This is a genomic window from Thermoflexus sp. (assembly GCF_042408365.1).
GTDB lineage: Bacteria > Chloroflexota > Anaerolineae > Thermoflexales > Thermoflexaceae > Thermoflexus.
In genome coordinates, this window is record NZ_JBHOQJ010000279.1 from 1 (window position 1) to 20,521 (window position 20,521).

Annotated in this window: 20 protein-coding genes; 12 read left to right on the forward strand and 8 right to left on the reverse strand. The window is 60.5% G+C overall.

Annotation, left to right across the window (positions count from 1 at the left end):
- Positions 1 to 111 precede the first annotated feature (111 nt).
- Positions 112 to 1,494, reverse strand: a complete 1,383-nt coding sequence (gene ssnA, locus ACFMO5_RS12735) for a putative aminohydrolase SsnA (protein ID WP_376793128.1) — start codon at positions 1,492 to 1,494, stop codon at positions 112 to 114.
- A gap of 336 nt (positions 1,495 to 1,830) precedes the next feature.
- Between ssnA and minC the strand changes: the two genes are divergently transcribed.
- The 5 genes from minC (at position 1,831) to ACFMO5_RS12760 (ending at position 7,019) form a co-directional block, all read left to right on the forward strand.
- The gene (gene minC, locus ACFMO5_RS12740; RefSeq protein ID WP_376793129.1) at positions 1,831 to 2,538 is read left to right on the forward strand and encodes a septum site-determining protein MinC; all 708 of its coding nucleotides are present in this window, start codon (positions 1,831 to 1,833) and stop codon (positions 2,536 to 2,538) included.
- Between the two features lie 144 nt (positions 2,539 to 2,682).
- Positions 2,683 to 3,489 carry a septum site-determining protein MinD gene (gene minD / locus ACFMO5_RS12745; protein WP_376793130.1) on the forward strand — a complete coding sequence of 269 codons (807 nt, stop codon included), beginning with the start codon at positions 2,683 to 2,685 and terminating at the stop codon, positions 3,487 to 3,489.
- Positions 3,486 to 3,743 carry a cell division topological specificity factor MinE gene (gene minE, locus ACFMO5_RS12750; RefSeq protein WP_376793131.1) on the forward strand — a complete coding sequence of 86 codons (258 nt, stop codon included), beginning with the start codon at positions 3,486 to 3,488 and terminating at the stop codon, positions 3,741 to 3,743. The genes minD and minE overlap by 4 nt, the downstream gene beginning before the upstream one ends.
- Positions 3,740 to 4,858, forward strand: coding sequence for an FtsW/RodA/SpoVE family cell cycle protein (locus ACFMO5_RS12755; RefSeq protein ID WP_376793132.1), 1,119 nt, complete (start codon positions 3,740 to 3,742; stop codon positions 4,856 to 4,858). The genes minE and ACFMO5_RS12755 overlap by 4 nt, the downstream gene beginning before the upstream one ends.
- A gap of 424 nt (positions 4,859 to 5,282) precedes the next feature.
- Positions 5,283 to 7,019, forward strand: a complete 1,737-nt coding sequence (locus tag ACFMO5_RS12760; protein WP_376793133.1) for an AAA family ATPase — start codon at positions 5,283 to 5,285, stop codon at positions 7,017 to 7,019.
- A gap of 77 nt (positions 7,020 to 7,096) precedes the next feature.
- On the opposite strand, the gene ACFMO5_RS12765 is transcribed toward ACFMO5_RS12760, so the two are convergent.
- Entirely contained in the window at positions 7,097 to 8,359 is a 1,263-nt protein-coding gene (locus ACFMO5_RS12765; RefSeq protein ID WP_376793134.1) for a hypothetical protein, read from the reverse strand.
- A 190-nt stretch (positions 8,360 to 8,549) separates the two neighbouring features.
- On the opposite strand from ACFMO5_RS12765, the gene gatB reads away from it, so the two are divergent.
- From gatB to ACFMO5_RS12795, 6 genes are all read left to right on the forward strand, one after another.
- Complete coding sequence (gatB, locus tag ACFMO5_RS12770) at positions 8,550 to 10,019, forward strand: Asp-tRNA(Asn)/Glu-tRNA(Gln) amidotransferase subunit GatB (protein WP_376793135.1); 1,470 nt, start codon at positions 8,550 to 8,552, stop codon at positions 10,017 to 10,019.
- 236 nt (positions 10,020 to 10,255) lie between these two features.
- Positions 10,256 to 10,741, forward strand: coding sequence for a succinate dehydrogenase, cytochrome b556 subunit (locus tag ACFMO5_RS12775; protein WP_376793136.1), 486 nt, complete (start codon positions 10,256 to 10,258; stop codon positions 10,739 to 10,741).
- A 2-nt stretch (positions 10,742 to 10,743) separates the two neighbouring features.
- Entirely contained in the window at positions 10,744 to 11,169 is a 426-nt protein-coding gene (locus tag ACFMO5_RS12780) for a succinate dehydrogenase (RefSeq protein ID WP_376793137.1), read from the forward strand.
- A 182-nt stretch (positions 11,170 to 11,351) separates the two neighbouring features.
- Positions 11,352 to 13,127 carry a succinate dehydrogenase flavoprotein subunit gene (sdhA, locus tag ACFMO5_RS12785; protein WP_376793138.1) on the forward strand — a complete coding sequence of 592 codons (1,776 nt, stop codon included), beginning with the start codon at positions 11,352 to 11,354 and terminating at the stop codon, positions 13,125 to 13,127.
- A complete protein-coding gene (locus tag ACFMO5_RS12790; RefSeq protein ID WP_376793139.1) occupies positions 13,124 to 13,255 on the forward strand; it encodes a HEPN domain-containing protein in 132 nt (43 codons plus the stop codon). The genes sdhA and ACFMO5_RS12790 overlap by 4 nt, the downstream gene beginning before the upstream one ends.
- 277 nt (positions 13,256 to 13,532) lie before the next feature.
- Entirely contained in the window at positions 13,533 to 14,246 is a 714-nt protein-coding gene (locus tag ACFMO5_RS12795) for a succinate dehydrogenase iron-sulfur subunit (RefSeq protein WP_376793140.1), read from the forward strand.
- Positions 14,247 to 14,471: 225 nt separating this feature from the next.
- On the opposite strand, the gene ACFMO5_RS12800 is transcribed toward ACFMO5_RS12795, so the two are convergent.
- The 6 genes from ACFMO5_RS12800 to ACFMO5_RS12825 all read right to left on the reverse strand — a co-directional run bounded on the left by ACFMO5_RS12800 (position 14,472) and on the right by ACFMO5_RS12825 (position 19,930).
- Complete coding sequence (locus ACFMO5_RS12800; RefSeq protein ID WP_376793141.1) at positions 14,472 to 14,897, reverse strand: hypothetical protein; 426 nt, start codon at positions 14,895 to 14,897, stop codon at positions 14,472 to 14,474.
- Positions 14,898 to 14,932: 35 nt separating this feature from the next.
- Positions 14,933 to 16,207 (reverse strand): glycosyltransferase, encoded by a 1,275-nt coding sequence (locus ACFMO5_RS12805; RefSeq protein WP_376793146.1) that lies wholly within the window; start codon positions 16,205 to 16,207, stop codon positions 14,933 to 14,935.
- A gap of 62 nt (positions 16,208 to 16,269) precedes the next feature.
- A complete protein-coding gene (locus ACFMO5_RS12810) occupies positions 16,270 to 17,067 on the reverse strand; it encodes a class I SAM-dependent methyltransferase (RefSeq protein WP_376793142.1) in 798 nt (265 codons plus the stop codon).
- A gap of 473 nt (positions 17,068 to 17,540) precedes the next feature.
- Entirely contained in the window at positions 17,541 to 18,956 is a 1,416-nt protein-coding gene (locus tag ACFMO5_RS12815) for a class II fumarate hydratase (RefSeq protein ID WP_376793143.1), read from the reverse strand.
- A 188-nt stretch (positions 18,957 to 19,144) separates the two neighbouring features.
- On the reverse strand, positions 19,145 to 19,375 hold the full coding sequence (locus ACFMO5_RS12820; protein ID WP_376793144.1) for a DUF2905 domain-containing protein: 231 nt from the start codon (positions 19,373 to 19,375) through the stop codon (positions 19,145 to 19,147).
- Positions 19,376 to 19,390: 15 nt separating this feature from the next.
- The gene (locus tag ACFMO5_RS12825; RefSeq protein WP_376793145.1) at positions 19,391 to 19,930 is read right to left on the reverse strand and encodes an HNH endonuclease; all 540 of its coding nucleotides are present in this window, start codon (positions 19,928 to 19,930) and stop codon (positions 19,391 to 19,393) included.
- A 442-nt stretch (positions 19,931 to 20,372) separates the two neighbouring features.
- Between ACFMO5_RS12825 and ACFMO5_RS12830 the strand changes: the two genes are divergently transcribed.
- Positions 20,373 to 20,521: L-threonylcarbamoyladenylate synthase (locus ACFMO5_RS12830; RefSeq protein ID WP_376793147.1), on the forward strand; the 149-nt coding region annotated here is incomplete at its 3' end.

The following is a 20,521-nucleotide window of genomic DNA, read 5'->3' on the forward strand; positions in this document are numbered from 1 at the left end:
CGCCCTTGGCGCCCGGCTCCGCCCCAAAGCCCCCGCGAGGACATCAACTGCGTAACTCCTACTCGCTGGATCGTCATCCGTGGCCACGAGGCGGAGAAGGAGAAAGGCCGTTCAGGAGCCCCGCTCCGCCTCCGCGATCGACCGAAAGCGCTCCCAGATCACCGGGGCGTAAGCTCGGGCCTCCGCAGCGATCCGCTCCTCATCGAGGGTCAGCAGCTGCCGGTCTTTCAGCAACACCCGCCCCCCACAAATCGTGGTGGTGACGTGGGAGCCGTCCGCTCCGAAAATCAAATGCCAAGGCAGGTTTGCCGCGGTCAGGGGGGTGTGGGGACGGTAATCTAACAGGATGATATCCGCATAAGCGCCCGGGGCCAGAACCCCGACCGGATGGGGCCAGAAGAGAGAAGCGACACGGGCGTTCTCCCGGTAGGCCATCGAGACGACCTCTTCAGCTCCCATCGCCCGGGGATCACGGGCGTGGACCTTGTGTACAAGATAAGCCGTCTTCATTTCCATGAACATATTGTTTGAAAACCCATCGTTGCCCAACCCGACGGTGACTCCGGCAGCTCGCATCGCCCCGACCGGCGCCACACCCACCGCGTTGTTCATGTTGGATCTGGGCTGATGGCTGACCTTGCTTTGTGTGCGCGCCAACAGGGCGATCTCTGCAGCATCCACATGGACGCAATGCGCGCATAGCGTCTGAGGGCCCAGCACGCCCTCTCGGGCCAGTCGCTCCACCGTTCGGACCCCATGGACCGTGAGGCTGTGGCCCTCATCCGCCACATCCTCCGCTACGTGGATGTGGAAACCGATCCCCAGACTTCGGGCTTCAGCAACAGCTTGTTCCATCGTCTTGGGGCCTACCGTGAAGGCCGCGTGAAGCCCGAAGGAAGCCGCCAGGAAAGCCCCCCGGGGATCACCCGAGGCTCGCCACTGTTGAACCTGTCGGATGAAGCGGACATTTTCTTGGATCCCTGCTCTTGCTCCCTCCGGACCATTGCGATCCGTCACTTCGTAGCAGAGGCATGCCCGCAGCCCAGCCTCCATCACCGCTTCAGCGATGATGTCCAGGGAGCCGTCGATGCACGAGGGGCTGGCATGGTGATCGATCAACGTCGTGGTGCCATGGCGGATCGCGTCGATCAGGCAAACCAGCGCGGAAAGGCGGATCGCCTTTTCATCCAGCGCCCGGTCCAGCCGCCACCACAGCCGGCGGAGGATCTGAGGAAAATTCGAGGGAGGCTCATCATGGAGCGGCATGCCCCGAGCGAAGGCTCCGTAGAAATGCGTGTGGGCGCAGATATTTCCCGGCAGGACAAGTTGTCCCCGCGCGTCGAGAGCCTCGGCTTCAGGATAACGAGCCCGCACCTCCGTCGTGGATCCCACCATCACGATGCGATCCCCCTCGATGGCAACCGCCCCGTCCTCAATCACTTGCGGTGGATCCCCCATGGTGCAAACCACCCCGTGGACTAGAAGCCATGCCATTCGATGCCTCCTCTGGCGCGTTGCGGATAAGATCCCGAAAGTCTTCAACGGCGAAAGCCGCAAGCCCCTCTTGGGGGATGCTCCCGGAATCCTAGTATACTATAAGGGATACTCTTTCCTTGGCACCCATAAAACAATCACACTGACAGAGAGGCCGTTGACGACAGCCTTCCCAATGCTCAAAAAGAGAAACAAATGAGCGCTCGTGGTGCTTGCTCATTTAACTTATTTGCATTATAACCAAATGTGCACTACCATGCGTTTTAGCCTACTCGCTGGATCAGCTCTGACGCAGAGGCAATGGGCTCGGCTCGTGAAGTCTAAAGGAGTGTACGAATGTCGAGAGAGCCGGTAGCCATTAAAGGGATTGGGGATGCACTGTGGTTTTCCTTCGGTCCGGAGCCCTGGCCGGAGGCGCTGAGAGCCCTCGAATCCCGGCTGGCGGCCAATTCCAGTTTCTTCGCAGGCGGCCGGGCCGTCCTTGTCCTGGGGGACCGAATACTGGAGGAAGCGGATTTATTGAGCCTGCTCGCTCTGCTGAACCGTTTTGGCCTCACCTTGACCGGGGTGCTCACGGACCATCCGGTGACCCAGGCGCTGGTGCGACGTCTGGGGCTTCCCTTACAATCCCCGCCGGCGATGGAACGGCTCCCCGAGGCTCAAGAACTTCCCTTGGAATCTGCTTGGGTGATCCATCGAACCTTGCGGGCAGGTCACTATTTGCAAGTCGAAGGCCATCTCTGCGTGATCGGAGATGTCCACCCTGGGGCGGAGATCGCAGCCACTGGAGATATCATTGTATGGGGACGCCTGCTGGGCACCGCCCACGCGGGCTGTCAAGGAGACGATGAGGCGGCGGTTTACGCCCTGGAGCTCCGCCCGGTCCAGTTACGCATCGGCCGTTATATCGCGCGCTCACCGGAGGAGCATCATTCGCCGATCCCCGAACAGGCGATGGTCCAGAACGGCCGCATCGTTGTCGAGCCGTGGCGCGCCCTCTCCCGATGGGAGCAATGGCTGGGGCGTCTCCTGGGCCGGCCGTAGTTAGCTGCTTTTTCCTTCTGGGAGGCGTGGGCAATTCGGCTTACCTGCATAGCTTGTTCGATTTTTTGCGTTTGGAACTCGCCACTGCCGAAAGGGACGACTACCCGACGTGAAGCTCCCGGTTTTTCCTAAAGGAGGATCGAGATGAGCGCGCAGGTCATTACAGTGACCTCCGGCAAAGGGGGCGTGGGCAAAACAACAGTGACCGCCAATGTGGGGATGGCCCTGGCCATGGCCGGCAAGAAAGTCGTGTGCATTGATGCGGACATCGGTCTGAGAAACCTGGATGTGGTTCTGGGTTTGGAGAATCGCATCGTTTATGACATCGTGCATGTGGTGGAAGGGCGTTGCCGCACCCGTCAGGCCCTCATTCGAGATAAACGGATCCCCGACCTTTACCTCATGCCCGCTGCCCAGAGCCGCGACAAGTCCGCTGTGAAGCCCGAAGACATGATCCGCATTTGCGAGGAGCTGCGCCCCGAATTCGATTACATCCTGATCGACTCTGCAGCGGGCATCGAAGAAGGATTCCGGACCGCCCTGGCCCCTGCGGATCTTATCCTGCTGGTCACCAACCCGGAGGTCGCAGCAGTTCGAGATGCGGATCGGGTCATCGGGCTGGTGGAAGCGATAGGCAAGCCCACTCCCAAGCTTATTGTCAATCGCCTGAAGCCCGAAATGGTGCGCCGCGGAGATATGCTGGACACTTCGGATGTTCTGGAGATCCTGGCCGTTGAGTTGTTGGGAGTAATCCCGGAGGATGAGCAGGTCATCGTGGCAACCAATCGGGGGACCCCAGTTGTGCTGGAGGAGCGATCGCCCGCTGGCCAGGCGTTTCGCACGATTGCCCGGCGCCTGATGGGTGAAACCGTCCCGCTTTTCCTCTCCGAGGATGGTCAGGGGGTCCTGGGTTGGTTGCGTCGATTGGTGCGCAGCGGAGGTGGTCGATGAGCTGGCTGGACCGATTGCGAAGACAACCGTCGGCCCGCGAAACTGCCAAGCAGCGCCTCCAGGTGATCCTGGTTCATGATCGCAGTGATCTCTCCCCAGGGCTGCTGGAAGTCATCAAGGATGAGATCATCGCGGTTCTCTCCCGCCATGTACCCATCATCGCTGAGGAAGTGCGGGTCACTGTCACCCAAGACGCGCGAGAATGCCGCCTGGTCGCAGATATCCCTCTGGGGAATCGGCACAACCGATCATGATCGGATGGATTGAAGACCACTTCAGGGAATGGCGTCGCTTCGACGGGTGGTTGTTGCTTGGGGTGATGGCCTTGATGGCCGTGGGGGTTGTGACCATCGCCAGCGCCGTGTTACGCTCCCCAGATCTCGCTGAGGCGCCCCGGCGGCAGGCTCTATATGGTATGGTGGGGATTCTACTGATCTTTCTGACCGCAGCAGTGAATTACCGGCTTTGGGGGGCTTTCCAACGCGGAATTTATCTGTTCGTCTTGGGCCTGTTGTTGCTCGCTCTGATCGCTGGCCGTAGCCAGATCGCCCCGGTTCGCCGCTGGCTGGAGATCGCTTCCCTGAACATCCAACCCGCGGAGCTTGTGAAGCCTCTTCTGATCCTCAGTATGGGCCGTTTTCTATCCGAGCATGAAAAGCGGCTGGATTCTCTCCGCACTGTGCTGTTAGCCTTTGGATACCTGTTGCTGCCCGCAGCGCTGATCTTCCTTCAGCCTAACCTGAGCACTGCAGTGGTGACGCTGGCCATCGGCTTCGGGATGCTCTTCGCCTGGGGGGTCCGTCCACGGCATCTTCTCGCCATCGGCTTGCTCAGCGCTCCCCTGGCCATAGGGGCCTGGACCATCATGTTGCCTTATATGCGCGGGCGCCTGTTGCATTTCCTGGGCCTCCAGGCGGATCCCAGCACGACCTATAACCTAACCCAGGCGCTCATCACCATCGGCAGCGGGGGCCTTTGGGGAACCGGATGGGGACAAAGCCCTCAAAATGTCTGGGGCTTCCTCCGTGTGCGCCATACGGATTTCATTTTCGCGGTCTTGGCGGGGGAGTTCGGGCTGATTGGTGCGCTGGGCGTGTTGGCTCTTTACCTTGGGGTCCTCGGGCGGATTTTCCAAACCGCCTGGAGGGCTGAGGACACCTATGGCCGGCTGATCGCCGTTGGGGTGGGCACCTGGATCGCCTTCCAAGCCCTGACGAATATCGGGATGAACATCGGCTTGACCCCCGTGGCCGGTCTTCCCCTGCCCTTCATCAGCTATGGGGGAAGCTCGCTGGTCTCCCTGTGCCTGGGGATCGGGCTGGTCCAGAGCGTGCGGATCCATCGGCAGGAGTTCTCGATACGCGGCTAATGGCCTCCCCCAGCGACCTCCCCGCTGGTCCCTTCAGCCCTGACCCAGGGGCAGCTGCCAGATTGGGAGTTCGCCGTCCCTCCTTTCCTTCTCCCTGGCGAGCATCGACGGTGAGGCCCCGCAGCGCCAGGCCCTGGAATGGCGCGCCCTTCTAAGATTCGCCAACCGGAGGGCTCGACGGGGAGCCGCTCTCCTCACCCCCACCCCTAAGACTAAGAGGAGGTCGAATCATGGGCATGGGTTCTACCCCGAAATTGGGATGGCGTTTATGTTTGTATTAAAATGTTAAAAAATTCGTCAGTTCGATTTGAAAAATCCTGGGGGAGCTGGGCAGGCAACTGCAGCCTGCCTGATGGATAGTTTGCTTGCTCCCTCCTTAGAACCCCCTTCGACCGCCCGACTTGGTGCAAATGAGGAGGAGACGATGGGCAAGTCCGGACAGCGACTTCGGCCCCGCCTGCGACGGATTTGGCTGCGCGGCTGGCACTGGTGGTGGCGGCGGGGGATTTGGATTGTGGGCTTGGGCGGGCTGGGATATTGGGCTTATGTGGAGCCTGTGGTTCTCAACGCCCTCATCCTCCTGCTTCGATTCGCCTTTCAGCTTCTGTTCGCGATCACCTTCGTCATCATCCAATTCATCGCCCTCTTTTGGTTCATGTCCCGCAGCCGTGTGGAGGTCATCAAACCCGGCGACCCCAAGCAGGTGACCCTCGCCGATTACTGGGGCCAGGAGAACCTCGTGCGCCTGGTCCGCCAGTGGATCGACTTGCTGTCGAACCGGGAGCGCTTCGTGAAGATGGGCGGGCAGTTTATCAACGGCATCCTGCTTGCCGGCCCCCCAGGCACCGGGAAGACCATGCTGGCCAAGGCTATCGCCGGCGAAGCAGGCATCCCTTTCATCTCGATTGAGGGGTCCAGCTTTCGCTCCATGTTCTGGGGGGTCGATGTCCTCAAAATGATGTGGTTCGTCGGGAAAGCGCGGAAACTCGCCCGGGAGTATGGCGCATGCATCGCATATATCGATGAGATCGATGCGGTGGGGGCCAGCCGGGGCGGGGTGATGGGGGGCGAGCGGGTCGGTCCCCTGGGCTGGCTGGGCTGGGGGGGCACGGGAGCCCTCACCCGGCTTCTCTATGAAATGGATGGCATCACCCAGCTTACCCGGTGGGAGCGGCTCAAGGGCCGGATCTACCGGCTCCTAGGGAAGCGCCCCCCGCCCCGCAACTGGCATGTGCTGTTCATGGGGGCGACCAACCGCCCGGATGCCCTGGACCCTGCCCTGGTGCGCCCCGGCCGGTTCGATCGCATTATATACGTGGATCTTCCGGATCGGGCCGGCCGCCGGGAGATCATCAAAGGTTACCTCTCGAAGGTTAAGCATGATCCCAGCATTGATATCGAGTCCCTAGTCGCCGACACCGCATGGGCGACCCCCGCCAAAATCATGGCTGCCATCACCAAGGATGCCGTGCGCATCGCCTTGTTCAACGGTCGGGATTACATTACCCAACGGGACATCGAGCTGGCCCTCCAGGAGCAGGCGATGGGTCTGGAGAACCCCATCGCCGAGATGGATCCTCGCCAGCGTCGCCAAGTGGCCTATCACGAGGCCGGCCATGCGGTCGCCCAGTATTATCTGCTGCCGGACGAACGGATCATCCGCGCCTCCCTGATCCGCCGCACCAACATGCCGGGGGCCCTGGGCTATGTCCATAGCGTCCCCAAGCAGGAACTTTATACGGTTCCCCTGCGGCGCCTGGTGGCGGAGATCATGGTTTCCCTAGCCGGCCATGTGGCCACCAAGATCTTTATGGGCGAACATTGGACCGGCGCCGGGGCCGACTTCCAACAAGTTCGCCAGCGGATCATGGTCTTGCTGGATCTGGGATACTTCGGCTTCCACCCGTTAAGGCCAGAGGACCCGGAGCGCTATCAGGAGGTCATTGAACGATTCTGGGCGGAATGCGAGGAAAAGGTGGAACGGCTGCTGCGGGAGCACGCGATGGAGGTGGAGGCTGTCGCCCAGGCGCTGCTGGAACGCCATGATTTGTCCGGCAACGAGGTGGTCGCCATCATCGAATCCGCTCGCGCAGGTCAGCCGATTTCTTTCCCTGCTCCGGCTCCCGCCCCAGCCTCTCCGCAAGCGGCCCCCTCAGCTTAGGAGTCGTGCCCTCGGTTTCCTCATGAGGGCTTGGGGGGAAGGAGCCAAGAGGGATGACGACACAAGCATAGCGGCGCTCAATGGGGGGACCAGAAGGCCAACACGCCCTCCCCCAGCCGGCGCGGTTCCAGCCACCCCGAAGCGTGCAGGGCGTAGATCCCGGCCTCCCCATCAGGCTCCATCGCCGCGATCAGAACAAAACGGTTGTCCGGAGACCAGAGGGACGCTGATTGCTGGAACGCGTCGAAGAAGGCCAGGACCTCCAGAAAAGAGCGGGTGGGGATGAACGCGGCGAGATCCCGATGGGTTTTCCATGCAGGCTCATAAACCCGAGCCTGAAGCAGGACCTGCCCGGAAGCGGGATCGAGCTCCAAAAGGCGAAACGCCAGCAGCTGACGGCCATCACGGGACCAGAAAACCGCCAGATTCGATTGATCATCCAGCCGGGCCCATTGTTCTGTTTCCGTATCGTAAAGGTCTAATGGACCAATGCGAGGGAGGGTGGTGGTAGGGTCGGTGATCAGCGCCAGATAGCGGCCGGTGGGGGACCAGGCGAAGGCCACCCCTCCGGTGAAGGTCATGATCGTGCGGGCGGCAGATGGATCCACGCCTCCCAGTTGAAGGACGCTGGTATCCCCTTCCCGCTCCGCCCAGACCAGCCATCGTCCATCGGGCGACCAGGCGGGTGCGTTGAAAGCAGCCGTGTGATCCGAACGCCGCTGGGTCTCCCCCTGGTCCAGCGCGCGCAGCTCCAGATAGCGTCCGCCTCGATGCCACGCCAGCATCCTTCGAACGGCGCTCCAGCTGAAGAAAAGAGGGCTCCCCTGCGCCAGGATGGCCTCCTGGCCTTTCGCCGGATCCAGCATTCGCAACGTATAATCCCCCGGCCGTGACCCCTTCCGGCTCAAGGCAATTAATAACTGTCCGTTCAGCCAGCTGAGCAGCGCCGGCTCCTCCCCGATCCATTCCCCCCAAACCTGACGGACAGGGGGTCGTCCGGCCGGGAGCTCCAGACGGAGCACGCGCACGGTGGTGACCTCTGCGCTCAGAACCTCAAAGACCGCCAGGCGCTTTCCATCCGGAGACCAGGTCGGAAGCCGGTAAGCGCGGCGGCCCTGGGGGGTGGGGCCGGCATCTTCCGTCAGGGCCTGGCGACGCAGGCCGCTCTGATCCGTCAGATATAGGTTCCCATCGCTTCCCACAATCACCACACGCCCAACTCGCCTTCCCAGGAGGCGAGCCAACGGATCGTCCGGGAGCTGGAAGCCGGAGGGAGGGGCGCAGGCGACCAGGAGGTTAATTAAAATGAGAACGAACCGCTTTCCGTGACCCACGTCCATCCTAAAACCTGAAGCTCAAATAGAACTATGAGCCCTATCGCTAATTTTTATCAATTTTAAACTGACCTTGTCCGTCCAGGCAGGGATTGCACGGACCGGACCGAAGGCGGCGCAGCTTCCAAATCCCGCGCGTAACTTCGGCTACAATGGATGCAGACGAAGTTCTAAGATCCCGCTCAGGGGGTGCCCTGTGGAGTTCGAGCCCGTCATCGGCCTGGAGATCCACGCGGAGCTTCAGACGCGGTCCAAGATGTTCTGCCCGTGTCCGGTGGTGGATAGCACCACGGCCGAGCCCAACCGGTATGTGTGTCCGGTGTGCGCCGGGATGCCCGGGACGCTCCCCGTCCCGAACCGGCAGGCGATCGAATGGACCATCCTTACCGGCCTGGCCCTGAACTGCGAGATCGCCGAATACAGCCTCTTCTACCGGAAGAATTACTTCTATCCCGATCTGCCGTCGGAATACCAGCGCTCCATGTATGATTACCCTCTCTGTCTAAACGGTTATCTGGAGATCGACACGCCGGATGGGCCTAAGCGGGTGCGAATCCGCCGGGTTCACATCGAGGAGGATACGGGGAAGTTGATCCACATAGGGGGCGTGACCCTGGTGGACTTCAACCGGGCAGGCGTCCCATTGATGGAGATCGTCACAGAGCCGGACATGCATTCGATAGAGGAGGTGAAAGCTTTCGCCATAGCCCTCCGCACCCTGCTCCGTTATCTGGGTGTCAACTCGGGGGATATGGAAAAGGGAGTCATTCGCTTCGAGGCCAACGTCTCCGTGCGCCCGAAAGGGGAGGCCCGACTGGGAACCCGCACAGAGATCAAGAACCTGAACAGCTTCCGAGCGCTGGTACGGGCCGTTGAGTACGAGATCCGACGGCAGATCGAGATCGTTCGCTCCGGCGGTCGTGTGGAGCAGGAGACCATGGGCTGGGATGAGACACGGGGGATCACAGTCCCCCAGCGCGGTAAAGAGCACGCCCATGACTATCGCTACTTCCCAGAGCCAGACATCCCACCCCTGGTGATCTCCCGTGAGTGGGTAGAAGCCATCCGCGCGATGCTGCCGGAGCTGCCCCGGGATCGGCGAGCGCGTTTTGAACAGGTTTACGGCCTCCCGCGCTACGAAGCGGCTCTGCTGACAGAGGACCATCGGGTGGCAGATTATTTTGAGCGCGCCGTCGCTCTCGCTCGATATGGCGAGCCGGTGGTGGAACCCCGAACCATAGCTTCCTGGATCATCGGGGAGCTTTTCCGGCTGCTGAACGAAGCCAACCTGGAGATCCAGGACACGGGAGTTCCCCCTGAAGCGCTGGTGGAGTTGATCCGCATGGTCCAGCGGGGGGAAATCAATATCAACACCGGCAAGCTGGTCCTGCGTGAGGCCTTTGAGACCGGGGAGGCCCCCCGCCGCATTGTGGAGGCCAAAGGGTTAACCCAGATCCGGGATGTGGAGGCGTTGCGGGAGATCGTCCTCCAGATCATTGAGGCGAATCCCAAAGAGGTGGAAAGCTATTTGCGTGGGAAGGAAGGCGTGCTGAAATGGTTCGTTGGCCAGGTCATGCGCGCCACCCGTGGCCAGGCGGATCCCCAGCGGGTGAACGAGCTGGTCCGCGAGGCTTTGGAAGCCCGTCGGGCTACCGGCTCGACGTGAGCGGGCTTTTCACCGTGCTTTTGGGGTCCGGAGCGGCTGCTGAAGGCTGCCTTCCCAGCCCCTACGGACTGCAAGGAGGAGGAGGAGAGACAACCCTTCGGGGGTTGGGGGCACCTTCGACGGCCCCCAACCTCTGAAGATCTCCAAAGTCTATAAGCCTCAAAAATCGCAAAACAGTATTCAGTCTTTGTCTATGGCGCTATAATATAAGTGAAAACTTTCCCAAGGAGCCTGCCATGGCCAGTTCCGATGTGATCATACCGGAGGAGACGCGGAAGCGATGGCGGGCCCTGGAATGGGCCTGGGTTCCCGGGGCTGGATTGCGGCTGGTGCTCCAAGAGATCCCTCAGTATCGTGGCCGGATCCATCAATGGGCATGGGTGGCCAATCGGATCGCCGGATTGGGAACCCTGCTCTTCCTCACCATTCATATTCTGGACACCTCGCTGGTCTATTTCGCCCCCACCTGGTATGAGCATGCCATCGCCCTCTATCGCCATCCGCTCTTCAGCCTCGGCGAACTGATCTTAGTGGGTTGCGTCCTCTGGCACGGCCTCAACGGCCTGCGCATTGCGATCAGCGATTTCCGCCCTCGTCTGTGGGCTGCGGAGATCCAGGCCCGTATGATCCTGTGGACCATCGTCGTCTTCCTCGTTCTCTATATCCCCACCTTTTTCATCATGGGTAATGTGATCCTTCAAAAAGGCATCCTGGGGAGGTAATCATGGCAGCCATCCCGAAGGTGGCCCCGCGAACGGTACCGGCTGTACGCCCCCGCCTGGAGGTCTGGCTGTGGGCCTTCATGCGCGTCTCAGGTGTGCTGCTGATCCCCCTGGCCTTCGGCCATCTGGCGATCATGCATGTGATCAACAACGTCCACGATATCAACGTTTGCTTTGTCTACCAACGTTGGAACGTGATGTTCTGGTGGCGAGTTTATGATGCCCTGCTCCTGTTCCTCGCTTACATCCACGGCCTAAACGGTCTGCGCTATGTGATCGATGACTATGTTCATCATCGGGGATGGAATCAGAGGCTGAAGTGGATTTCCTTCGTCGGCGGGACCTTGGTCATCGTGATCGGGGCCATCGCCCTGATCGGCGGAGTGCGGATCACGGCGCTTCCGGCTGGATGCCCACCGCTTGGATGATGAAGCGGAGCTGCGGTGCTGGACAAACTCATCCCTTCCCTCAATCCGGGATATCGAGGAGCGGGAAGGGGCTCGCCCCGCACGATGGGAGGTCCTGGATTGAGCGGTCGGGCTGCCTCATTGGCCCAAAATCTAAATCATGCAAGTTCTAAACTTTAGTAACGTTACGGAAGGAGCATGCGATGAAAGTCCATCGGCATCAATTTGATGCAGTTGTGGTGGGCGCAGGGGGGGCCGGGCTGATGGCTGCCCTCTACGCCTCGAAACAGGTGAAGACAGCGGTCCTCAGCAAGCTCTACCCCACCCGCTCCCATACTGGGACGGCGCAGGGAGGGATCGCTGCGCCGCTGGGGAATATGGAGGAGGACCGGCCTGAATGGTATGCTTACGATACGGTGAAGGGCGGGGACTGGCTGGTAGACCAGGATGCGGCGGAGATCCTGGCCTATGAATCCATCGAGGCCATCATCGAGCTGGAGCACATGGGCCTGCCCTTCGATCGCACCCCTGACGGCAAGATCGCCCAGCGTCGGTTCGGCGGGCATACCCGCAACTTCGGCGAGGCGCCCGTCATGCGGGCCTGTCACTCTGCCGACCGCACCGGCCATATGATCCTCCAGACCCTCTACCAGCAATGCATCAAACACAACGTCACGTTCTTCGACGAATTCTTCGTCACCGACTTAATCCTGGAAGACGGAACGGTCCGCGGCGTGGTGGCCATCGAAATCGCCACTGGAGATATCCATGTCTTCCACAGCAAAGCCGTGCTTTTCGCCACGGGCGGCGCCGGGCGGATCTATAAAGTGACCTCTAACGCTCACTCACTGACCGGCGACGGCATGGCGATCGTATGGCGGAAAGGGCTTCCTCTCGAGGACATGGAGTTCTTTCAGTTCCACCCCACCGGCATCTATAAGCTGGGGATCCTGCTGAGCGAAGCCGCGCGGGGTGAAGGGGCCGTGCTGATCAACGACAAGGGCGAGCGCTTCATGGAGCGTTACGCACCGGCCCTCAAGGATCTGGCCAGCCGCGATGTGATCTCCCGCGCGATCTATACGGAGATCCGCGAGGGCCGTGGGATCGGCGGGAAGGATTACGTCTACCTGGACTTCCGGCCGGAGACCATCAACCGCTTCAAGAGCGCACCGGGTGGGAAGGAGGTCACAGCGGAATACCTGGAGCGCAAGCTTCCGGACATCATCGAGTTCGTTCGCGTGTATCTGGGCATCGACCCGATGCGGGAGCCCGTGCCCATCCAGCCCACCGCCCATTACGCAATGGGCGGCATCCCCACGGATGTGGACGGCCGTGTGATTCGGGATGAGCGCAATACGCCGGTCCCGGGCCTCTACGCTGCCGGCGAAGCGGCTTGCGTCTCGGTGCACGGGGCCAACCGCCTTGGGACCAACTCGCTGGTCGATTTGGTGGTCTTCGGACGGCGGGCAGGCCGGCATATGGCGGAATATTGCAAGCAAGCTGACTTCGCTCCCCTACCGCCGGAGCCCGAAGCGTTCACCGTTGAGCTGACAGAGCGCCTCCGCAACGGAAAGGGGGAGGAGCGCGTCCCGACCCTCCGGAACGAGCTCCAGGAAACCATGCAAACTTACGTGAGCGTGTTCCGCGAGGCCAGCGGGCTGGAGACCGCCATCGAGAAGATCCGGGAGCTGCAGGAGCGTTATCGCCACGTCCAGATCGATGATAAGGGCCATCGGTTTAACACCGATCTTCTGGAGGCAATCGAGCTGGGCTTTCTATTGGACGTGGCGGAAGCTACCGCCTTCAGCGCTCTGAACCGCACCGAAAGCCGGGGCGCCCATTATCGGGAGGATTACCCGAAGCGGGACGATGAAAACTGGCTCAAGCATACCCTGATCTGGCGCCAGAACGGCAAAGTGACCTTCGCCTATAAACCGGTGGTCATCACCAAGTGGCCGCCGAAGGAGCGAAAGTATTGATACCCCCTCGCTATCCGGACTGGCTGGCCCGGGGGCTGCGGGACCTGAAGGCCGCCCGTTCGATGCCGGACGGAGGCTTCTATGAACGGGCGGCCGTTCAGGCTCACCAGACAGCGGAAAGGATATAGCGCAAGATCGCCCAGCGGTGTGCAGAGCATGCAGAGCGCATCTTGGAGTTCGTCCCGCAAAACCTGGGAGAACAGCCTGTGGACCTCGCGGATCCAATCCTTCCCATTTATTGGAGATCATGCTGGAGGGATGCCTTCTGGAGGAGCGGGAGGGGTGAGGTCCTGTTCTGATTGAAGCTGCGCGAGCGGCCGCTCAGGCCCTCGAAATCCGACGTGCTCCATGGGGATGGACCTGGTCAACGCCTTCCCAGACCCAGCTCACACCGGAGGAAACGCCATGAAGGTTCGATTGCGCATCCAACGATTCAACCCGGAGAAGGACCGGAAGCCCTGGTGGGGGGAATACGAGGTGGAGGCGGAGCCGGTCGATCGCGTCCTGGATGCCCTTCATTACGTCAAATGGTATATCGACGGCACTCTCACCCTCCGTCGTTCCTGCGCCCATGGGATCTGCGGTTCTGATGCGATGCGGATCAACGGCCGTAACCGCCTAGCATGCAAGGTTCTAGTTCGTGAGGCAATCGAGGAAGGGCGCGGGGTGATCACCGTTCAACCGCTCCCCGGACTTCCGGTGATCAAGGACCTCGTGGTGGATATGGAGCCCTTTTTCGCGAAGTATCGGACGATCTTACCTTATTTGATCAACGATGAGCCGCCACCGGAGCGGGAGCGCTTGCAGACCCCGGAGGAGCGCGAGCGCTACGATGACACCACCAAATGCATCCTTTGCGCGGCGTGTACCACTTCCTGTCCCTCCTTCTGGGCCAATGAGGAATACATCGGCCCTGCGGCGATCGTACAGGCCCATCGATTCATCTTTGATAGCCGAGATCGGGGTGCGGCGGAACGATTGCGGATTCTGAACGAATGGTTTGGGGTCTGGCGTTGCCGCACGATCTTCAATTGCGTGGAGGCATGCCCGCGAGGCATCAACATCACCCGAGCGATTGAGGAAGTCAAAATGGCCATCCTCACCGGACGCCTGTCCTGAGCGCTTGGCCCGCCTGAACTTTGAGGAATGGTGAGGGCCAACGGCCCTACCCCCCTGGATCCCCCTCCCCACGGCTCCAAAGGCCGTGGGGAGGGGGATGAACAGTATTTGAGGGGGAGCCGGGCGCCGAAGGCGTCCGGCTCCCCCCAGAACTTCCCAAGGGAACCAAAAATCAGGGGCTGGATCGCGCACTGAAGGCGCCCGGGTCGCCGATTGAGCGCCGGATCATGGGCTGTGACGGTCCAGACGGCGCAACCGCTGATAGCCAGCGATCCCCTGGAGCTCCTGCCAACGGGCCTCCCGGTCTCCCCAGCGCCATTCATAAACCACTTTCCCTTCCTCGTCTAAGTAAGAGAAAACCGGGCCTACGCCAAGGGAACGATGCAGGGCTTCAACGACCCGAGGAAGGTCTTCGGCTGCGCGCAAGATCACGTAGCGCCTAGGCTCGAACTCGATCTCAAAGGTTCGCTCTCGCCAGTAGCCCTGATACCGGAAGGGAGGCTCCTTTTGAACGGGATCCACAGGGGAAACCCATGCCTCCTGCAGGCTCACAAACCACAGGCTCTGGCGGAGCTGCTCCGCGATCGCGCCTGGGCTGGGGCGCTTCTCCGCGTAGAACCAATGGACCTCAGGGGGCACAACGGTGATCATTTCCCTCCCTCCAGAGATCGGATCGAAGAAAACTCTTAGGGCCTCACGCTCCAGCGCCCATAACAGATGAGCTGCTTCTGGCGACCCCGACGGAGCTTCAGCACTTCCTGATAAAGGTCAACAATGCGATCAGTGATGATCGGCCATGCAAACCGCTGGGCCCAGCGCCGCCCGTTCTCGCCCAACCGTTGCCGCAACTCATCATCCCGCAAGAGCCGATCCAGCGCCCGGGCCAGGAGGATCGGCTGACGCCGGGGTACCCGCAGGCCGGTTTCCCCATCGCGGACGAGATAAACCAACCCCCCAACATCCGAGGCGATAACCGGCGTGCCGCAGGCCATGGCCTCCAACGCCACTAATCCAAACGACTCGTAATCAGAGGGCATGACGACCACATCCGCGGCGTTGTAGTAATAAGGAAGGGTCTCCTGAGCTTTTGCGCCCAGAAAAGCGATCAGATCCGTGATCCCCAGCTCCGTCCGCAGTTGTTGAAGCCGTCCCATCTCTGCATCCGCTGTCGCATCCGGATCTCCACCGATGACCACCACCGCGAAATCTTGCGTCCAGGTGGGACAATCCTGAGCCAGGATCGCCACCGCCCGCATCAAGGTCTCTAAACCTTTTAGCGGCTCGATCCGTCCGACGAAGAGGACATAACGTCGCTCCAGGGGGATCCCCAAAACCCGACGGGCCTCCATTTTGGGGATTGGACGGAAACGCTGAACATCCACCCCCGGTGGGATGACCGTGACGGACGAAGGCGTGGCTCCGTAAAGCCATACCAGCTGGGCTTTCTCCAGCGGCGTGGCCGCCACCACATGATCGACCTCCCGGACCAGCCGCCGCTCCGCTTCCAGGCGCTGCGGAGGTTCCCGTTCTTCTACCCGCTGTGCAACGCGGTTCTTCATCTGGCCCAGAGTGTGAAACATCTGAATCACAGGGGCCCGCCATACGGACCGCAGGGCCAGCGCCACCAGGCCGGAAAGCCAGTAATGACTGTGGATCACATCGTAGACCAAGCCTTCCTGTTCTGCGAAGCGACGAACCCGCTCAACGAACTCGGGGAGATGCTCTAAGATGCGATGTTTTTCAATCGGGGCTTCAGGGCCAGCGGGCACGTGAATCACACGCCCTCCAGGTCCCAGCTCGTGCACAATATGGGGGAGATGGGGATTTTGGGAGCGGGTGAAAACATCCACCGCGATGCCCCGACGGGTCAGCTCCCGGGCAAGCTCCCGGACGTAAACGTTCATCCCCCCCGTATCCTTGCCTCCTAATGTGGCCAGGGGACATGTATGGACACTGATCATTGCTACCCGACGCACAGGAATGGAACCCCCTTTCACACGTGCACCTCCTGGTAGAGATCCTCTCAAACCCCACCCGTGGGCCTATGCGTTCGCACCTTGCGAGCCAGGAAGAAGGTAACCTTGGCATCAACTTCCAAACCGCCCAGCGCTCGAATGCGTGGCTCAAAATGTGCCCAGACCGCCCGCCAATCCGGCTTGTTCTGCCATCCATAGGCCCGTTCCAGCCAGTCGCACTCAAACCGGATGAACGCTTGGGCCTCTTCCGGATCTAAGTTAACTCCCGTAGGATAGAACTCAATATGTTCCACTTGAAAGCCCATCTGTTCCAAAGCAGCTTGGATCTGCGCTTTGGTGAAGAAGCCCGCCCGAATGTATTGATAGATCTCCAAGGCCAGCTTCTGTGACGGTGTCTCGGCATCTTCCGGCGTGGTGGTCGCCAGGGCAAACCATCCCCCCAATTTCAACACTCGATTCGCTTCTTCGAACAGTCGATGAAGGCTCGGCAGGTCCAGGCAAATATCTTGCAGGGCCAGGAAGGTCCCGATCCCATCGAAGGCACCGCTAGGGAACCCCAGGCGATAGGCATCCATCTGGACGAAGGCGCTGAACCGGGAATTGGAATCCCGAGCATGCTGGCGGGCCAGCTCAACCTCGCATCGCGCCAAATCAATCCCGATGACCACGCTGGGGGCCATCATCCGCTCGATCTCTAAGGCGAACCATCCATCTCCGGTCCCAATGTCTAACCATCGTTCCCCCGGGGCGAAAGGGATCCGCTGCACGATGGCCCGCCGCACACCGTTTAGATCATCATAATAGCTCTGAAACTCCCGGATCACCCGTAGACCCCGTTCTCCCATCGGAACATCCTCCATCGATACGGGCTCGTGTTTTATTAATTATTAGCATTCTCTTCTCAGGCAGTCACCCCTTTCAGCAGCGACAAGCTCCAAAGGTCGAAAATTCCAAGGGGGTATGTGGCGAGGGGAATTGCCCACCCCCCTGCCCTCCTCACCGTGCCGCTTTGTCACACGGGGAGGAGGGAAATTGGTTTCTTTGTGGGGTGCGGGCCCCCGACGGCGGCCCATACCCCACAAAGAAATGGAAGTCCCGCCGTTCGGAACCCACGGGTAGACGGAAGGGCCCCACACGGAAACCCACGGCGTAACTCTTACCGAAATGCCCTATGGAAAGATCGTCCACACGTATTGGGGAGACGACTCTTCTTTCATCAGACAACCAAAGGCGGGTGAAGGGATCCATCTTCACCCGCCTTTTTTGCAGTGTTGCCGGTAAGTCCAGGGGCTGGAATCTTGGCCGCGCTTCGGGAGACTTAACCGCCTGCGGAGATCCCCGCTACGAAGCCGCCTTCCGTCATCTTCCGCACATCCAGGACCTCGTCCAGCTTCTCCGCAGGCATCAAGCCCATCTCTAGGACCACCTCACGGATGGTCCGGTTCTCGGCCATCGCCCGCTTGACCACCTCCGCGGCCCGGTCGTAACCAATATGGGGCGTAAGGGCGGTGGCCAGGATGGCGTTCTTATGGACCAGTGTTTCCATAAGCTCGCGATTGGGGACAATGCCGCAGATGCATTTGTCCGCCAGCACTGTCGCCGCGCTCGCCAGGATGTGGATGGACTGAAGCAAGTTATGGGCGATCACGGGCAAGGCCACGTTGAGCTCAAAGTTCCCTGAGGCGCCGGCCATGTTGATCACCACATCGTTGCCCATCACCTGCATGCAGACCATCAGCACAGCTTCGGGGATGACCGGATTGATCTTGCCCGGCATGATCGAGGATCCTGGTTGTAGCGCAGGGAGCCGGATCTCAGCCAGGCCGGCCTGCGGACCTGAGTTCATCCAGCGTAGATCGTTGGCGATCTTATACATCGAAACGGCCACCGTCTTCAACTGGCCGCTCAGCTCCACGGCCGCGTCCTGAGCCGCCTGGGCTTCGAAATGGTTCTCCGCCTCCCGGAACGGCAGTCCGGTCTCCTCGCTCAGAGCCGCAGCGATCCGCCGTCCGAACTCGGGATGGGTGTTGATCCCGGTGCCCACCGCCGTGCCCCCCAGGGCCAGCTCCGCCAGGTGCGGCAAGGTCGCCTCAATCCGTCGGATCCCATGCTCGATCTGGCTGGCGTAGCCGGAGAACTCCTGGCCCAGCCGGACCGGCATGGCATCCATGAGATGGGTGCGGCCTGTCTTCACAATGTCATCAAACTCCCGGGCTTTATCGAGGAGCACTTCATGGAGATGTCGCAGAGCGGGCAGCAACCGTTCATGCACGGCCAGATAAGCCGAAATATGGATGGCCGCTGGGATCACATCGTTGGAGGACTGACCCAAGTTCACATGATCGTTGGGATGCACCTCCTTGGAGCCGATGGCCCCGCCCAGGATTTGAATGGCTCGGTTGGCGATCACCTCGTTCGCGTTCATGTTCGTTGAAGTGCCTGACCCCGTCTGGAAAATATCCAGTGGGAAGTGATCGTCAAGCTTCCCCTCGATAACCTCCCGAGCCGCCTGCATAATCGCATTCGCCCGGCGCTCATCCAGCAGGCCCAGATCCCGATTCACCCTCGCAGCGCAGTATTTAATTAGACCCAGGGCACGGATGAAGTCCCGATGGAACCGGATCCCGCTGATGGGAAAGTTCTCAACCGCGCGCTGTGTCTGAGCGCCCCAGAGGGCATGGGCTGGAACCCGCACTTCCCCTAGCGAATCCCGCTCGATCCGAAACGCCTCCATGGTTACCTCCTCAGGGCGGATGTCGCTATCACCGCCCACCCCTCCAATCACATGGCCCAGCATCCTGAATGCCCGCCCTGACCATTTTAGCGAGGCGCCTTCCCGCCCCATGCCGTCCCTCTTTAGACACCCTGGCCCGCCCTGCCGTTTCGCCCCGTGGTCCGTTCACAATGGGAGCACACTGGGATTCACCAGCGCCAGATCCGAAGCACCAAATTCAGCACCAGGGTGAGCAAGAGGCTGAGCAGAATCGAAGTGGCCAAAGGGAAGAAGAAAACAAAATTCCCCTTGTGAATCAAGATGTCCCCTGGTAAGCGACCTAGGCCTGGAACCCGACCGATCAGTGTGAAGAGTATGCCGAAAGCTAAGAAGAAGAGACCGATCAGGATAAACCAGCGCCCGAACTCCTGAAGCGGCATCTCCTGACCTCCCGCTTACCATCCTTCCAGGTATTTCCGCCACTCGGTATATTCCCGCAAATAAGAACCAAAGAGATAGCGTATGGTTGGAACGGGCTCAAAAGGCTGGCGGAGCAGGGTCATATGAGCCTCCGCCGGAGTGCGATTCCCCTTGCGGCGATTGCACGCCGGACAGGCGGCGACCAGGTTTTCCCACGTATGCGTTCCGCCCCGATGGCGCGGGATCACATGATCTACGGTCAAGTGAGGAGAAGAACGCCCGCAATATTGACAGGTGTACTGGTCCCGCCTCAGGATTTCCCGTTTCGTCAGACGCAGCCGTCGGGGCGGCCGCCGCACCACATAGCGCAAACGGATCACCGAAGGACAAGGGAAAACTCGAGAAGGGGTCCGTACCTCGCCCCGGCCGTTCTCCAAGATCTCCGCCTTCCCGCTGAGCACCAGAGCGATCGCTCGACGGAGGGAACAAATATTCAAGGGCTCGAAGTTGGCGTTCAGCACCAACACCGGCTCGTGAAGCGAAGATAAGGCTTCAAACCTCCTTGAAACCTCCATGGCGGAACCTTCCAGAACGGCGTGCTGGAGGGAACGCGAACTGCCAACCCGGACAGCAGGAAAGGAAACCGCTTCTCTCTCGGATTTGATTATAAACAAAGTGCGGTGAATCCGCCAATGCGCTCGCCCAAGACACCATGAACGATATACGCTTCGGTAGCGCTCGTCTTGTGAATGATAAAGCTCTGTGTTTATAGTACGATGCCCTAGCGCGACTGCTTTGTCCATATATCTTAAGTTATCTGGTTCAGAGCCCGCGAGAGGAGGCAGGAAGGCCTCACCCCTTCCCCTCATGCTTCATCCACTTAGGAGTTAGATTGGTTTTTCGCGGGGAGGGGGGATCAAGAGGGGTGGGACCATCCGCTCCCCCATTGCATATTCCCAAAACAGTGGAGGAAACAAAAGCACCAGTTGATTCCAAAGGGAGGGAAATGCTTTGTCTGTGAGGGGCGAGGTCGTGACGGTGGACCCTCAACATCCGGATCCCGAGGTCATCGCCCGGGCGGCCGGGATCCTACGGGCGGGCGGGCTGGTGGCTTTCCCGACCGAAACCGTTTACGGGCTGGGTGCGGATGGCCTGAACCCGTTGGC